The sequence below is a fragment of the Nocardioides sp. NPDC127514 genome, assembly GCF_040302125.1.
Classification (GTDB): Bacteria; Actinomycetota; Actinomycetes; order Propionibacteriales; family Nocardioidaceae; genus Nocardioides.
The window spans coordinates 131,747-147,879 of the sequence record NZ_JBEORF010000015.1; the positions used below are offsets into that span (position 1 = coordinate 131,747).

Sequence of the window (16,133 nt, forward strand, 5' to 3'; positions counted from 1 at the left end):
GCGGTGACTTGGTATGACCGACGTTCAGGCGCCCGCCCGGCCGGCGATCGGCGCAACGATCTCGCTGGCGCACGCGGCCTACGAGCGCATCCGGGACCGGCTGATCATGCTCGACATCAGGCCGGGCGAGCCGATCAACGACGGCCGGCTCGCGGACTCGCTCGGGTTCGGCCGTACGCCGGTGCGCGAGGCCCTCAAACGCCTGGAGACCGACCATCTGGTCGTCTCCTACGCGCGCCGCGGCACGTTCGCGACGCCGGTCGACGTCACCGAGCTGGGCGCCATCTCCGACCTGCGCCAGCAGCTCGAGCCGTTCGCCGCCCACCGCGCGGCAACCGCCGCGACCGACCAGATGCAGGCCGAGCTGCGCGCCATGGCCGAGCGGGTCCGCGGTCTCGATCCGTCGGGCGACGACCGACCCACCCTGATGCGGCTCGACATGTCGGTGCACCGGATGATCTACCGCGCCACGGGCAACAGGCACCTCGAGGACGTCCTGGTCCGCTACGACAACCTGGCGACCCGGATCTGGTGCCTGGTCGTGGACAAGCTCCCGGACCTGGCGTCCCACATCTCCGAGCACGCCCCGCTCCTGGAGGCGATCGCCGACGGCGACGCCGAACGCGCCGAGCGGCTGACCCGCGAGCACATCGACGGCTTCTCCACCGAGATCCGTCGCGTTCTCTGACTGCGTTCTCTGACTGCGTTCTCTCAACATGAGATCGGGCGCCGGCCCACCCGGCCGGCGCCCGATCTCGACCCGTCGGGTCAGCCGCGCAGGCGGCTCATCTCGGGGTCGAAGAGCGGCTCCGGGGTGACCGTCGCGGAAATCCGCTGGCCGAAGTACTCGATCTCGACCTGGTCGCCCTCTCCGATCTCCGCCGGCAGGTAGGCGTAGGCGATCGGCTTGCCGATCGTGAACCCGTACGCCGCGCTGGTGACGTACCCGACCGCCGTCTCGCCCGACAGCACGGGCTCCTTGCCGAGCACCATGGACTTGCCGTCGTCGATGGTGAGGCAGCGCAGCCGGCGAGCCGAGGTCTCCACCGAGCGACCCTGGAGGGCCGCCTTGCCGACGAAGTCCTCCTTGGCGGACTTCACCGCGAAGCCGACGCCCGCCTCGTACGGGTCGTGCTCGGTGGTCATGTCGGCACCCCAGGACCGGTAGCCCTTCTCCAGCCGGAGCGCGCCGAACGCGGCCCGCCCGGCGGCAATGACACCGTGCTCCTGGCCGGCGTTCCACAGCACGTCCCACAGCTTCTGGCCGTTCTCGGCGGAGGCGTAGATCTCCCAGCCGAGCTCGCCGACGTAGGACAGGCGCAGGGCGGTGACGGGGATCCCGCCGATGGAGGCCCGCTTGCCGCGGAAGTACTTCAGACCGTCGTTGGTGAAGTCGTCCGTGCTGACCTTGGCGATCAGGTCCCTGGCCAGCGGCCCCCACAGTCCGATGCAGCAGGTGCCGCCGGTGATGTCGCGGACATGGGCGGCGAGCGCGGGGTTCTCGGCACGCAGCTTGCGCGCCTCTCGCCGGAGGTACGCCAGGTCGACCGTGCCGTTGGCGCCGACTTGGTAGAGCTCGTCCTCGAGTCGGGCGACGGTGATGTCGCTCTTGATCCCGCCCTGCTCGTCGAGGAACAGGGTGTACGTCACCGCACCGGGCTTCTTGCTGACGTCGCCGGTGGTGAGTCGCTGCAGCAGGGTCTCGGCGCCGGGTCCGGAGACCTCGAGGCGGCGCAGCGGCGTCATGTCGTACATGGCGACCGCGGTGCGGGTCTTCCACGCCTCGACGGCCGCGATCGGAGAGTAGTAGCGGGCCGACCAGTCGTCGCGCGTCGGCGACTTCCACTCCTCGGGCAGCTCGTCCAGCAGGGCTGCGTTGGCCTCGTACCAGTGCGGCCGCTCCCAGGTCCCGGCCTCGAGGAAGAAGGCGCCGAGCTCGACCTGACGGGCGTGGAACGGGCTGACCCGGATGTCGCGGGGCGAGTCCTTGGGCTGCAGCGGGTGGAGGATGTCGTAGATCTCGACGAAGTTCTGCTGCGAGGTCTCGCTGACGTAGGCCGGAGCCAGCTGCGTCTCCTCGAAGCGGTTGAGCTCGAGGTCGGCGAGGTCGTACTGCGACCGTCCGGTGGTCAGCACCTCGGCCACCGCCCGGGCGACGCCGGCGGAGTGGGTCACCCAGACCGCCTCGGCCACCCAGAAGCCGTCGAGGTCGCGGGACTCACCGACGAGCGAGCCGCCGTCGGGCGTGAACGAGAAGATGCCGTTGAACGACGACTCCGCGATCTCCGTCTCCTGCAGGCACGGGAGCAGCTTGCGGCACTCGTCCCACGGGCCCTCGAAGTCCTCGGGCGTGAAGTTGAGCCGCGACGGCATGTTGTCGTGGTCGACGTGCTCCGGGGTCGGGCCGAGATCGGAGGCGACGTACGGCATCGGCTTGTGGGCGTACGAGCCGATCCCGTAGGTGTCGCCCCACTCCCGGAAGTAGAGGTCCTGGTCCTGGTGTCGCAGGATCGGCAGGGTCGCGCCGTCGGGCGCCTCGTGCTTGCCGGCCAGGACCGGCACCGACGTGGTCTTGATGAACTGGTGGGCGAGCGGGAGGAGCGGCACGTCGGTGCCCGCCATCTTCCCCACCTCGACACCCCAGAAGCCGGCGCAGGAGACGACGATGTCGGCCTCGACCACACCGTTCGTGGTCTCGACGCCCGTCACGTGGCCGCCCTCCTGGAGGACTCCGGTCACCGCGGTGTGCTCGAGATAGGTGACGCCGGCCGCCTGCGTACGCTCGATGAGCAGGTCGACGGCGCGCGCCGCCCGGGCCAGACCGTCGCTGGGGATGTGCAGACCCGCGAGGACCTGCGACTCGTCGATGTGCGGGTAGAGGTTCTTGCACTCGGCGGGACCGATCACCCGAGCCTCGATCCCCCACGACTTCGCGTAGCCGAGCTTGCGGTAGAGCTCGGCGACGCGGGCCTCGGTGGTCGCGACCTCGAGGCCACCGACCTGGTTGAAGCAGCTCACCCCGTCCTTCTCCAGGGACAGGAACTTCTCCACGGTGTACTTGGCGAACAGGGTCATCGTCTTCGACGGGTTGATCTGGAAGACGAGACCGGGCGCGTGGGAGGTCGAGCCGCCGGGCAGGCTGAGTGGGCCCTGTTCGATGACCGTGATGTCGGACCACCCGCGTGACACGAGTTCGTCCGCGAGGTTCGTGCCGACGATGCCGGCGCCGATGATGACTGTGCGGGGCGAGGACGTCATGAGCTTCTCCGTGAGGTTCGGGTTGGTGGTCAGCGGAACACGACGGTGCTGGAGCCGTGCATGAAGACGCGGTGCTCGCAGTGCCAGCGGACGGCGCGCGAGAGTGCGAGGCACTCGGCGTCCTGACCGACGGTGGCCAGGGCCTGCGGTGTGTAGGTGTGGTCGACCCGGTTGACCTCCTGCTCGATGATGGGTCCCTCATCGAGGTCAGCGGTGACGTAGTGAGCGGTGGCACCGACGAGCTTGACGCCCCGTTCGTGCGCCTGGTGATAGGGCTTGGCCCCCTTGAAGCCGGGCAGGAACGAGTGGTGGATGTTGATCGCGCGACCCTCGAGCTGGCGGCAGAGGCCGTCCGAGAGGATCTGCATGTAGCGGGCGAGCACGACCAGGTCGACGTCGTACTCCTCGACCAGGTCGAGCATGCGCTGCTCGGCCTGCGGCTTGGTCTCGGGCGTGACCGGGATGTGGATGAACTCCAGTCCGGCCGCCTCCGCCATGGGGCGAAGATCCTCGTGGTTGGACGCGACGACAGCGATCTCGGCCCCCAGTGTCCCCCCGCGCCACCGGAAGATGAGGTCGTTGAGGCAGTGGCCGAACTTGGAGACCATGACCAGCAGTCGCGGCTTGCGCTCGTCGTGGAACGCGTACGACATGCCGAACCGGTCCGCGATCGGACCGAACGCGGCGGTGAGCTCATCGACATCCGCCCCGTCGACGGAGGCGAACGCGGTCCGGAGGAAGAACAGCTCCCCGACCCGGTCGTCGTGCTGCTGGTGCTCGAGGATGTCGAACCCGCGGTCGTACAGGAAGCTCGTGACCGCCTGCATGATTCCCGGGCGCTCCTGACAGGACAGCGTCAGCACGTTGGTCGTCGCAGTGGGCGCGGTCGCCACGGACGCAACGGCGGTCGTGCTTGGCGGGCTGATGGTCATGCTGGGCTCCTGGTTGCCGGTAATGATACACAACTCATATATCAGAATGATCGTAGAACGGCTCTCAGAGCGCCGTCAAGGGTCTGGCCGGCCAACCAAGCGTCTCCGGTCCCACGACACCCGTGACGATCTCGGCCCCGAAGGTCATGGCGTCCGCAACATCGGTCGAACGGCCCCACCCAAAGTCACGACACATGGCTACTGCCCACCGCGGTCGAGACAGGCCATGCTTCGACGATCAAGGCACCGAACAGAACCGGTGAGGTCAGACGGGCCATATGCCATGTGGCGTAGCGAAGGGAAGCCTCGTGAGTGTTGAGAAAGTGGATCTGCCCGAAGGTGTTGCGAATGAACCCAGCCTGCGCCGCACGGTTGTCGCGGCGTCGGTCGGCAACTTCGTGGAGTGGTACGAGTTTGCCGTCTACGGTGTGGTCGCCGCCTACATCTCGACAGCGATGTTCCCCACCGGCGACCCCACGGCCGCCATGCTGAACACATGGGCGGCCTACGGGATCTCGTTCCTGGTGCGACCGGTCGGAGGCGTGTTCCTGGCGCGCCTCGGTGACCGCTACGGCCGACGCCACATTCTCTACGTCACGATCACCCTGATGTCGATCGCGACATTCTGTATCGCGCTGATCCCTTCGTACGCGACCATTGGGATCGCCGCACCGATCCTTCTGATCTGTGCTCGCATCGCACAGGGCATCGCGGCAGGCGGCGAGTTGGCCGGCGCGGCGGCATTCCTCTACGAGCATGCGCCAGCGCATCGCCGAGCGAGGCTGGTCAGCTTCCTGGGCGTGAGCACGTTCTGTTCGATCGTTCTCGGCTCGACACTGGCGACTGTGCTCACCGTCGCGCTGCCGGCCGACGAGATGCAGTCTTGGGGGTGGCGCGTGGTCTTCGCTACAGCTCTCCCTCTCGGTTTCATCGGCCTCTACATCAGGCGCTCCCTCCAGGAGACTCCCGAGTTCCAGCAGATGCACACCCAGCGAAACGTCACGGTGGCCGGACCGAGATCGGAGAGCCTGTGGCTTGCCATCCGACAGAACGGGCGCGCCATCCTTCTGTACCTGGGATTCGGAACGTTCTACTCGATCGCCGTCTATGTCAGCGTCGCTGCCTACCTTGCGTACATGCTCGCGAACGGATTCTCGGAGAAGGCAGCGTTGACGATCAACACCATCGCCGGTCTCGTGATCATCGCCGGAATCCTGTTCACGGGCGGCCTGGCCGATCGAATCGGGAGGAAGCCGATCCTGATCGGTGGCGCAAGCGCCATGGCTGTGGGAGTCGTGCCGACCTTCCTGTTGGGTTCTACCGGGACATTCGCCCTAGGACTGTTGGGGGCCCTGATCTTTGCAATCCCACTATCGGTGTTCCTCACTCCGGCTGTCATCAATGTCGCCGAGCTCTTCCCTGCCAAGGTTCGAGTCACGGCCGGCACCGCGGCCTACAATCTGACCGTCATAATCGGTGGATTCATGCCCTTCGTCGCAGTGTGGATCACCGACGTCACCGGTTCCCGACTGGCTTTCCCGGTCTTTATCGCAGCGATGGCCGCATTGGCACTCACCGTCGTGGTGGTTTGGTACCGTGAGCCCGATTCTGATCACGAATCACCCACGTTGGGCAGGAACTGAAACGATGACACAGCTGATTCTGGAGAACGCCCGAATCTTCGATGGCGTGTCGGAGGAATGCCCCGATGGCATGACGGTGCTCGTCGAAGATGGATCGATCCGCGAAGTCTCCGATCGTCCCATCAAGTCAGTCGATGCCCACAGGGTCGACGTCGCCGGGAAGACTCTTATGCCCGGCCTGATCGACATGCATGTTCACTCATACTTCTCCGATCTCGATCCACGTGTTCTCAACGACCGGGATGCGCCCTACCGAACTGCCTACGCGATCAAGAAGCTCGGCCACGCGCTTGACTGTGGATTCACCACCGTGCGCGATATCGGCGGTGGCGACTACCCTCTGGCCGCCGCCATCGCGGACGGGCTGATCAGAGCGCCGCGTTTCTTCTACGCAGGCAAGATTCTGTCGATGACCGGCGGCCACGTCGACTACCGGACGCCCAACGAGAAGAACCACACGCATGGGTACTGTTCCTGCGCCTCGATGAACTGGGCCGGCGTCATTGCCGACGGTGTCGACGAGTGCATTAAGGCAGCACGCGAAGAGCTGCGCCGCGGCGCGCACTGCATCAAGATCGTCGCGTCTGGCGGTGTCATGTCACCGAGCGATCCGATATGGATGAATCAGTTTCGAGAAGATGAGATTCGCGCGATCGTCCAAGAGTGTGTTGTACGGCGAACCTATGTTTCGGCGCATTGTCTGACGAGCGAATCGACGCGTAGGTCCGTCGAGTTCGGCGTGCGCTGCATCGAACATGCTGCGTTGATCGATGCCGAGACCGCCAGTTTCGTCGCTGAGCGCGGGGCCTATGTCGTCCCGACGCTGTGCGTCCTTTTCTCTCTTGTCGAGAGTGGTCTCGAGATGGGCCTGCCCCCTGACCGCATCGACGATGTTCGCGCGATCTACGAAGAGTCGACGGACGCTCTGGACCTGATGCGAAGCGCTGGCGTCAAAGTTGCCTTCGGTACGGACCTGCTTGCTGGCTTCTACACACAGCAGTGTCGCGAGTTCGAACTCCGTCAGGAGGTGTTCACGCCCATCGAGATCTTGCGTCAGGCAACCTCCGTCGGGGCCGAGATTCTCATGCAGGAAGGCAAGCTCGGCTGCATCCAACCCGACGCACATGCCGATCTCATCGTCGTCGATGGCGACCCGTTGAAGGACATCAGATTGCTCGCTGCCGATGGACGCAATTTGGACCTGATCGTGCGCGCCGGAGAAGTCGTCAAGAATCGGCTGAGCTAGGAGGCTTCCGATCCATGAATTCCTTCCTTGGCATCAAAGGAAGGCTCGTTATAGAGGAGATTGCATGAGCAGCATGTTGCACGGTTGCCTTTCCGACACCGAGTACTTCGAAGTCACGGCAAAGTCCGGGCATAGCTACGGCGTGTGGGTCACCACACCTCCCGGATATGCAGAGTCGACGGATTCGTTGCCACTGATCTACGTGACGGATGCCAACTTCGCCGTTGGCCTGACGGCGCCGCTCATCGTCACTCAGTCGGACCCGTACCTGACGATCGCTCCGTACATCCAGGTGAGCATCGGTTATGCAGGCGAGGAGGCTCAGGAGTGGGCGCGACTTCGCAATCGCGATCTCGTTCCGCCAGGGGAACCGGTCAGCGACGACCTTGTGGCCACCTTGAAGAAGGCTCTCGACGCGGGCCAGATGACTCAGGAGCACGTGGACGCCTACCTCTTGGAGCTTGCCGACACGCATGCAGACGTCTTCCTCGACTTCCTGACCGACGAACTCCATCCCCAATTGCAGTCGCGGTTTCGCGTCAGCGAGTCAGGCCACGGCCTCTTCGGTTACTCGTACGGAGGACTGTTCTCGCTCTACGCGTGGCTTCGCGAACCGGGACTGTTCGCGAGCATCTGCGCGGGTAGTCCCGGGGTCGTCAGTCCTGACAGCAAGGTCTTCGAGATGATCGACGATCTCCCGGCACTCGGCGAGGCCCCAGACGCTCCGCTGCTGCACGTCACGCTCAACGAGGCAGAGATGTTCGGCGACATCCCGGTGTATCGCGGACTTGCACGCAACGTTCTGGACGCCATGGAGAAGTTGGAGGCCGAGGGAAGATCCCAGTACGTGTCCAGCGCAATGTTGCACGAGACGCATGTCACCGGCGTACAGGCATCGTTCCTCAGCTATCTCAAGGCATGCCACACGCGGTGATCAGTTGGTGTGCGGGTTGACCCGGAACGCGATGGCGAGAGAACGCAGTTTGAGGCCGAGGTGGAGGGCGAGTCGGTCGTCGCCGTTTCGAAGGCTGCGGCCGGTGACCTGTTCGATCCGCCTGAGGCGTTGGTAGAGCGTCGCGCGGTGGATACACAGGGCTTCGGCGGCCTGCCTCGCACTTCCCCCGAGGTCGAAGAAGGTCGTGAGCGTGTCGATGAGGTCGCCATGGGCGTCGGCATTCTCGAGTGCCACCAGGTCCGGCGTTCGGGAGGCCTCAGCCAGGTCGTCGGGGGCGAGGGTGATCAGGAGTTCGTACGGTCCGAGCTCGCCCCATCGCGCGGGGTTGCCCACCCCGGGCACGAGGAGCGCTGTGCGTGCGGCCCTCACAGCCTTGCGGTACGAGTCGGCCACATGGTCGAGCCGATCTACCGTGGGCCCCAGACCGAAGACCGGCTTCGAAGTGCTCTGGGTGAGGCCCTTGAACCGGGTGGTGATCCGATCGACGACGGTGTCGACCACGTACCGAGTTGGGGGTCGCCGTTGAGCGAGAAGGAGCCAGGCCCGCGACCGATTGGTCGCGATCAGGACGACGTCGTCAGTGACCGCGCCGGCGCCTTCCTCGACAGCGGCCTCCAACTCGACTTCCCGCTCGGCGTGGGGGTCGTCGTCGGACCGGCATTGCACGGCCAGCACGGTGAAGTGCATGGGGCCGTCCGGGAACAGGCCCTCGGCGCGCATGTCTTCGATGGCTTGGGACCGAATCATCGTGTCGGGTGAGACCAGGTCCCGCAAGATGGCTTCGTGGCGGGCACGGGAGCGCTGCCGCACCATGAGGCGTCGGTACAGCACGGCTCCGGCCCGCTCGGCGGCCTCGCCCGCGGCCGCCACGTCCTCGTCACTGAGTGCGCCGTTGCGGTCGAGCAGCCACAGGTAGCCCAAGAGCTGTCCGTGGCAACGCACGGGTGCGCACAGCCGAGGCGTCGCCTCAGGGATGGCGCCCAGCTCGAGCATGCCCGGCTTGGTCCACTGCGATATGCCGTGGGTGCGGATCAGCTCGACGACATCGGGCGGGACCGACCGATTGAGCACCGAGTCGATGCGCAGCTGGTCCTCGTCGCCGAAGTGCCGGCTCGCGGCCAGCAGACCGATGTCGGGGCCATCGATCGCTGCCGAGCGCTGGAGCCGCTCGGCGAGCTCGTCCACGATCGCCTGCAGCTCGTCCTCAGGCACGACGCGCTCCTTCCCACCGGCAGATCTCCTCGCCCACCGCGCCAAGGTCGGCACGCGTTCATATCCCGACATTCTCACCGAGGCGGGAGAAGGAGACAATATGCATTCGTCGCGCACGATGCCGTACGTCGCTACAAATGTCGACCGGATCGGCAATCGCCCGTCGCCCGCGTCGAGTGAACAATCGTCTCGCCGGACCACGGTCGACGTCTGTCGTCCGCGCACCGGCAGGTCGGCGACAGTTGAGCACTGCGTCACCGGTGACCTGGGACCGAGGATGGACGGCGCCAGCCCCGGATCACAGCCGGGGCATCACTGGAAGAAGGTTCAGCATGGGTGTCGGTGCGGATGTCGTAGTCGTCGGCGCAGGCGTGATCGGGTCGTCGATCGCGCTGGAGCTGGCGCGGGGTGGCCATAGCGTGACGGTGGTGGACAAGGCATCCGGCCCAGGTCAGGGATCGACCGCGGCGTCCAGCGCCGTGGTTCGGTTCAACTTCACCTCCGCCGCCGGGGTTGCCCTGGCGTGGGAGGCGCAGTTCGGCTGGAGGGACTGGTCGCATCACCTGGGTGTCGATGTCGGCGACCTCCCCCGTTTCGTCACCACGGGCCTGGTCATGCTCGACGTCGACGCTGCGCCACGGGAGATGTGGCTTCCGCTTTTCGACACCTATGGAGTGCCGTACGAGGAGTGGGACAGTGCGGACCTCGCGCGGCGCGTCTCGGGGCTGGACACGGGGCGATACTGGCCACCGAAGCGAGTCGACGACCAGGCTTTCTGGAACGACGCGGCAGGCGAGCTCGGAGGGGTCTTCACCCCCGACGCCGGCTATGTCTCCGACCCAGCACTGGCTGCGGCGAACCTGGCAGCCGCCGCCCAAGCCCATGGAGCCACCATGCGGTTTCGCAGCCAGGTCACAGCTGTCGAGAAACAGAGGGGAAGGGTCAGCGCGGTGATGTTGTCCGATGGTGTGCGGATCGGCTGCGACATCGTCGTGAACGCGGCCGGACCATGGTCGGGCGCCCTGAACCAGATCGCCGGAGTAGGTTCGGACTTCACCGTCGGGGTCCGTCCGATGCGGCAGGAAGTGGCGCATGTCGCGGCCCCGGACGACTTCCGGCTCGACGGCGGCCCTGGTCCGATCATCGCCGATCTGGACCTCGGGACCTATTTCCGGGGAGAGGTCGGCAGCGGGCTTCTGGTCGGGGGAACCGAGCCCGAGTGCGACGACCTCGAATGGCTCGAGCCGGACGCCGTCGACGCGGTCTCTGTTCACCCCACGATGGCGGTGTTCGAGCCCCAGGTCCTCCGTGCCGCGCGCCGACTTCCCGAGTTGGCCGTCCCCAACCGCCCCAGTGGTGTGGTCGGTGTCTACGACGTCGCCGACGATTGGTCACCGATCTACGACCGCACCGACCTACCCGGCTTCTACGTCGCCATCGGCACCAGCGGCAACCAGTTCAAGAACGCTCCGGTGGTCGGCCAGCTCATGGCCACTCTGATCAGCGCGGTCGAGGCTGGTGCGGACCACGACACCAGCCCGGTCACCTTCGTCACCCCCCGCGCGGGTCTCGAGATCGATCTCGCCGCGTACTCCCGGCGGCGCCCTCGGAACAACACCACCGGGACCGTCATGGGGTAGCGCCCGCGCCAGGCTGCCGATCGAGCAGAACAATTTCACCGAGAACACCCCTCGTCGCTTCGGTCGAACAGCGACGCGATACGGAGGCTTCAGATGCTGGTCAGACACCTACAGGAGCGGATCCCAGCTGATCGCATTCAGCTCGATCCCGCGGTCACGGCGAGCTACGCCCACGATGAGGCCGAATGGGCGCCCCACGGGACACCGCTCGTCCTCATCCGGCCGCGCACGGCCGAGGAGGTCCAGGAGGTCGTGCGCGGGTGCATCGAGTACAACGTGCCCGTCGTGCCCCGCGGCGCGGGCACCGGCCTGTCCGGCGGAGCGAACGCCGTCGACGGGTGCGTCATCCTGTCGACCGAGGCGATGACGGCGATCACAGAGATCGACCCGATAGAGCGGCTGGCGGTGGTGCAGCCGGGCGTCGTCAACGACCACCTGCGGAACGCGTGCGCAGAACGCGGCCTCTGGTACCCACCCGACCCCGCCTCAGCGCCGTGGTCGACGATCGGCGGCAACGTCGCGACGAACGCGGGCGGCCTCTGTTGTATGAAGTACGGCGTCACTGCGGACTACGTGCTCGGGCTGCAGGTCGTCACCGGAACGGGCGAACTGGTCCGACTCGGGCGACGTACGGCCAAGGGCGTCGCAGGGTACGACCTCGCCAGACTGCTCGTCGGGTCCGAGGGGACGCTGGGCGTCATCACCGAGGTCACGCTCCGGCTGCGCCCTCAGCGGGCGCCGGAGCACACCGTCGCCGGCTACTTCTCGTCCATCGTGGACGCCGGACGTGCTGTCACGGCGGTAGGCGCGGCAGGCATCGTCCCGTCCGCCCTCGAACTCATCGACCGGCACTGCCTCGAGGCCGTCGACCAGTGGAAGAAGATGGACCTGGCTGTCGACGCCGACGTCATCCTGTTGGCGCGGTGCGACGTCCCTGGCACGGCAGGCGAGGAAGAGGCGGACGCGATCCGCGACTGCTTCGAGCGAGCAGGAGCCACCTGGGCGGCTCGTTCGACCGACCAGACCGAGGCGGACGCGCTGTTCGACGCGCGGCGCCTGGCGTATCCGGCCCTCGAGCGTCTGGGACCCGTGCTCACCGAAGACGTCTGCGTGCCCAAGGCGGCGGTTCCGGAGATGCTCACCAGGATCGAGGCGATCGGGAAGAAGCACGAGACCCTCATCGCCAACATCGCCCACGCCGGGGACGGGAACCTGCACCCCCTCCTGATCACGCCGCGTGGCGACGACGAGGCCAGAGAACGTGCGCAGCGGGCCTTTCAGGAAATCATCGAGGAAGCAATCGCGCTGGGCGGCACCGTCACAGGAGAGCACGGTATCGGCCTGCTCAAGATGGACGGGCTCGCAAAGGAACTGCCCGCGGAGGTACTGGCCCTTCACCGCGCGGTGAAAGCCGCCCTCGATCCGCACGGCATCTTCAACCCCGGCAAGGTCATCGCCAGCCTCTGAACCGGGTAGAACAAAGAACTCCGCCTGTCCTGTCTGTGCAGGTCAGGCGGAGTTTCTGGCTCCCCCGGTTGGACTCGAACCAACAACCCTCCGGTTAACAGCCGAATGCTCTGCCAATTGAGCTACAGGGGAATTGCACCTTGCGGCGCGGGTGAAACCTTAGCAACCCGGCCGCGGCGATCGGAAATCGGCAGGCCGTCACTCGGCGACGAGGTTGCGGAGGCCGCGGCGGTGCTGTTCGAGGGCGGCCAGCTGGGCGAAAAGACGGTTGTACGCCTCGGGGTCGGCGGCTGCGTCGGAGCGCTGCAGACGGCTCTTCACCTCGGCGATGCGGCGCTGGTCGAGGAGCTCGAGGAGGCGTACGACGTACTGCAGGACGTACGCAGCATCCGGCTCCTTCGCGGACGGGATCGGCTCCACGGCGAGCTCGGCGAGGATGCGGCTGACGAGCGGGTCCGAGGCGGCGGCACCCAGCTTCTGGGCCCAGCCGGCGTCGCCGGTGCCGGCACCGGGGCCACCGAGGCCGGCGATGATCTCCCACAGCGCCCGGTAGAGGGGGTGGGTGAAGGCCTCAGGGGTGATCTCACCGGTGGTGCGCCCCAGCGCGACCGGGTGCTGCACGAAGAGCTTGAGGGTCTCGCGCTCGACCGTGAAGCGCGGCTCGCGCGGATGTGGCATGGGCGGACGCTGCGGCGCGACGGGAGCCTCGGGAGCGGCGGCGGGCTCGCGCCGCGACGGAGCAGCCGAGGGTGCGGGACGGCCAGCGGCGCGGCGTACCTCTCGGGCCGCATCGTCGGGATCGACGCCGAGGAAGCGAGCCAGGTCGCGGGTGAAGCCCATCTTCTTGGACTCGTCGCGCACGGAGGCGACCAGCGGGGCCGCCTCACGGAGGGCATCGACCCGCCCGTCGGCACGGTCCAGGTCGTACTTGGAGGCGACGTTGCGCAGCACGAACTCGTAGAGCGGGACGCGGTTGGCGAGCAGCTCGCGAACCGCCTCGTCGCCCTTCTTGATCCGCAGGTCGTTGGGGTCGAGGCCGTCGGGCTCGACGGCGACGTAGGTCTGCGAGGTGAAGTTGCCGTCGCCCTTGAACGCCTTCAGCGCCGCGGCCTGACCGGCCGCGTCGCCGTCGAAGGTGAACACGACCGCGCCACGCAGCTGCTGGTCGTCGGAGATGAACCGGCGCAGCACCTTCGCGTGGTCGTCGCCGAAGGCGGTGCCGCAGGTCGCCACGGCGGTGGTGATCCCGGCGAGGTGGCAGGCCATCACGTCGGTGTAGCCCTCCACGATCACGGCCTCGCGGGTGCGGGCCATCTCCTTGCGGGCCAGGTCGATCCCGTAGAGGACGTGCGACTTCTTGTAGATCGGCGTCTCGGAGGTGTTGAGGTACTTCGCCTCGATGCGGTCGTCGTCGAAGAGCCGACGGGCGCCGAAGCCGATGACGTCGCCACCCGACTCCCGGATCGGCCACATCAGCCGACCGCGGAACCGGTCGTAGTGCGACCGCCCGTGCGCGACCAGGCCGGCGGTGACGACCTCCTCGTCCGAGAACCCGCGCGCACGCAGGTGGCGGTAGAGGTCCTCTCCTCCGCGCGGCGAGAAGCCGACGCCGAAGTGCAGCGCCGCGTCGCGGTCGAAGCCCTTCTCGGCGAGGAACTGCCGCGCGACGACGGCGTCGGGGGTCAGCAGCTGCTCGGCATAGAACTCGGCGGCGACCTTGTGGGCCTCGACCAGCTTGCCGCGACCGGGGCCGCGCCGTACCGGCGCCTCGTCGCCCTCCTCGCGCTGGACCTGCACGCCGACCTTGTCGCCGAGCCGCTCGACCGCCTCGAAGAAGCTGAGTCCCTCGAGCTTCATCACGAAGTCGATGACGTCGCCGCCCTCTTGGCAGCCGAAGCACTTGAAGAAGCCCCGTGACGGGTTCACGTTGAACGACGGCGACTTCTCGTCGTGGAACGGGCACAGGCCCTTGTAGGTCCCCGGGCCCGCCCGGCGGAGCGTGACGTACTGGGAGACGATGTCGTCCAGGCGTGCCTTCTCGCGCACCTCTTGGATGCTCGTCTCCTTGATGCGGCCCGCCACAACGTCAGATCCTACGGGGCCGCGGATCGGCCTGAGATGCTTGACCTGATGTCCACCACCACACCGGCCCGACCGCCGACCCGACCGCGGGCCCGCCGGGCGACTTTCTGGCTCGGTCTCACGATGGTCCTGGCCGGTGTGGGGCTCCTCGGCTACACCGCCTGGGAGATGTACGGCACCACGATCATCAGCAAGCAACGCCAGCAGGAAGCGACCTCGACGATCGAGAAGGCGTGGGACTCGGGCCGGGCCGAGGCCACGACCGAGTTCGGATCGGCCGAGGCGCTCATCGAGATCCCCCGCTTCGGCGAGGACTACCGGATCCCGGTCCTCGAAGGCACCTCGGACCGGGCCCTGGGCGCCGGCGTCGGCCACTTCTCCGGCACCGCCGGACCCGGTGAGGTCGGCAACTTCGCGCTCGCCGGCCACCGGATCACCCACGGCGAGCCGCTGCGCGATCTCCCCAAGCTCCGCGAAGGCGACGAGATCCGTGTGCTGACCAGGGAGAAGACGTACGTCTACGCCCTCACCACCGATGGCGACGACCTGATCGTGCCGTTCACATCGGCCTGGGTCACGGACCCGCTTCCCGACAACCCCGACATCGACGGGGCGGAGCCCGAGCAGATCGACGGTCAGCGGCTGATCACCCTCACCACCTGCTCCGAGCTCTTCCACACCGACTACCGGTTGGTCGCCTTCGGCAGGCTCGTCGCCGAGGAACCGGCAGGCTGACGGACAGTTAGAGACGGAGCGTACGCCGCGGGCCGAGGTCGGCTCGGTGGTCGGCCCACATCCGCTGCTCGTCCCGTACGCGCGCGACCTCGGCCGGGTCGATCGTGGCGACGACCATCCCAGGAGTGGCGTCATCGAGCTGCTCGACCGGCCGGCCGAGCGGGTCGTAGACCGCGGAGCCGCCGATGAGGCCCAACGGCCCGCCGACGAGACCGGCGAAGGCGACGTACATCGAGTTGTCCAGCGCCCGGGCGGCGTAGTGCAGGTCGCGCCGGTGACCTCCGCCGGGGAAGTAGGCACCGGTGTTGAGGTAGAGGATCGCGCCGTCGGCGGCTGCCGCGGCGGCGTGCTCGGGGAAGTTGGCGTCGTAGCAGACCGACAGGGCCACCCGGACGCCGTCGATCTCGATCGTCGTACCGTGCTCGCCGGGCTCGAAACGCTCGACCTCGGGCGGGTAGAGGTGCTGTTTGTCGTACGCCGCGACCGGCTCCTCCCCCGGCGCGATGACCAGGCTGGTGATCGCCCGTCGTCCGGCCTGGGCGAGGGGCGAGTTGAGCACGAGCACCGCGCCGGTCTCGTCCACCGCGGCCTGCACCGGGGCGAGCCAGGCGGCGTCCTCGAGCGAGGGCAGAAGGCCGTCGAAGGCGTCGAGGTCCCACGACGTCGTGAACGTCTCCGGCAACGCGACCAGCCGGGCTCCCTTCGCGGCCGCCTCGCGGACCCGGTCCGCGGCTGTCGCGACGTTGGCCCCTAGATCGCCCGGCAGCGCCGTCTCCTGGACGACCGCGATTCGCAGCATGTCAGCAACGGTAGCGGCGGGGTAGTCCGGTAGCGAACTGCCCAAATACTGACGAGTAATAGGCAGTTCGCTACCGCTTCACCGGCGACATCTGGGGGTACGCCGAGGGCGAGACCTTCTTCCCGCACTCGCCGCTGCTCGTGGTCGAGGCCAGCTTCGCCGAG

General features: G+C 67.1%; 12 protein-coding genes and 1 tRNA gene. 7 read left to right on the forward strand and 6 right to left on the reverse strand.

Going from position 1 to position 16,133, the window contains the following annotated elements:
- Window positions 1-13: 13 nt before the first annotated feature.
- Complete coding sequence (locus ABTX24_RS13930) at window positions 14-688, forward strand: GntR family transcriptional regulator (protein WP_350840361.1); 675 nt, start codon at window positions 14-16, stop codon at window positions 686-688.
- Between the two features lie 80 nt (window positions 689-768).
- On the opposite strand, the gene ABTX24_RS13935 is transcribed toward ABTX24_RS13930, so the two are convergent.
- Both ABTX24_RS13935 and purU read right to left on the reverse strand, forming a co-directional pair.
- Complete coding sequence (locus ABTX24_RS13935; RefSeq protein WP_350840363.1) at window positions 769-3,258, reverse strand: GcvT family protein; 2,490 nt, start codon at window positions 3,256-3,258, stop codon at window positions 769-771.
- Window positions 3,259-3,287: 29 nt separating this feature from the next.
- The gene (purU, locus tag ABTX24_RS13940; RefSeq protein WP_160028366.1) at window positions 3,288-4,190 is read right to left on the reverse strand and encodes a formyltetrahydrofolate deformylase; all 903 of its coding nucleotides are present in this window, start codon (window positions 4,188-4,190) and stop codon (window positions 3,288-3,290) included.
- A 308-nt stretch (window positions 4,191-4,498) separates the two neighbouring features.
- Here purU and ABTX24_RS13945 point away from each other — a divergent pair, with 308 nt between their 5' ends.
- The 3 genes from ABTX24_RS13945 (at window position 4,499) to ABTX24_RS13955 (ending at window position 8,013) form a co-directional block, all read left to right on the forward strand.
- On the forward strand, window positions 4,499-5,833 hold the full coding sequence (locus ABTX24_RS13945; RefSeq protein ID WP_350840366.1) for an MFS transporter: 1,335 nt from the start codon (window positions 4,499-4,501) through the stop codon (window positions 5,831-5,833).
- A 4-nt stretch (window positions 5,834-5,837) separates the two neighbouring features.
- Entirely contained in the window at window positions 5,838-7,079 is a 1,242-nt protein-coding gene (locus tag ABTX24_RS13950; RefSeq protein ID WP_350840368.1) for a metal-dependent hydrolase family protein, read from the forward strand.
- A gap of 64 nt (window positions 7,080-7,143) precedes the next feature.
- Window positions 7,144-8,013 carry an alpha/beta hydrolase gene (locus ABTX24_RS13955; protein WP_350840370.1) on the forward strand — a complete coding sequence of 290 codons (870 nt, stop codon included), beginning with the start codon at window positions 7,144-7,146 and terminating at the stop codon, window positions 8,011-8,013.
- Here ABTX24_RS13955 and ABTX24_RS13960 read toward each other — a convergent pair whose 3' ends face one another.
- A complete protein-coding gene (locus ABTX24_RS13960; RefSeq protein WP_350840372.1) occupies window positions 8,014-9,246 on the reverse strand; it encodes a PucR family transcriptional regulator in 1,233 nt (410 codons plus the stop codon).
- 332 nt (window positions 9,247-9,578) lie between these two features.
- Here ABTX24_RS13960 and ABTX24_RS13965 point away from each other — a divergent pair, with 332 nt between their 5' ends.
- Both ABTX24_RS13965 and ABTX24_RS13970 read left to right on the forward strand, forming a co-directional pair.
- Window positions 9,579-10,886, forward strand: coding sequence for an NAD(P)/FAD-dependent oxidoreductase (locus ABTX24_RS13965; protein ID WP_350840374.1), 1,308 nt, complete (start codon window positions 9,579-9,581; stop codon window positions 10,884-10,886).
- A gap of 93 nt (window positions 10,887-10,979) precedes the next feature.
- Complete coding sequence (locus tag ABTX24_RS13970; protein WP_350840376.1) at window positions 10,980-12,353, forward strand: FAD-binding oxidoreductase; 1,374 nt, start codon at window positions 10,980-10,982, stop codon at window positions 12,351-12,353.
- Between the two features lie 56 nt (window positions 12,354-12,409).
- Here the strand turns inward: ABTX24_RS13970 and ABTX24_RS13975 are convergent.
- Window positions 12,410-12,485: transfer RNA gene (locus tag ABTX24_RS13975), tRNA-Asn, on the reverse strand.
- A gap of 66 nt (window positions 12,486-12,551) precedes the next feature.
- Window positions 12,552-14,435 (reverse strand): DNA primase, encoded by a 1,884-nt coding sequence (dnaG, locus tag ABTX24_RS13980; RefSeq protein ID WP_160028354.1) that lies wholly within the window; start codon window positions 14,433-14,435, stop codon window positions 12,552-12,554.
- Between the two features lie 48 nt (window positions 14,436-14,483).
- Between dnaG and ABTX24_RS13985 the strand changes: the two genes are divergently transcribed.
- Entirely contained in the window at window positions 14,484-15,170 is a 687-nt protein-coding gene (locus tag ABTX24_RS13985) for a class E sortase (protein WP_350840378.1), read from the forward strand.
- A 7-nt stretch (window positions 15,171-15,177) separates the two neighbouring features.
- Here ABTX24_RS13985 and ABTX24_RS13990 read toward each other — a convergent pair whose 3' ends face one another.
- Window positions 15,178-15,969 (reverse strand): carbon-nitrogen hydrolase family protein, encoded by a 792-nt coding sequence (locus tag ABTX24_RS13990; protein ID WP_350840380.1) that lies wholly within the window; start codon window positions 15,967-15,969, stop codon window positions 15,178-15,180.
- Between the last annotated feature and the right edge of the window lie 164 nt (window positions 15,970-16,133).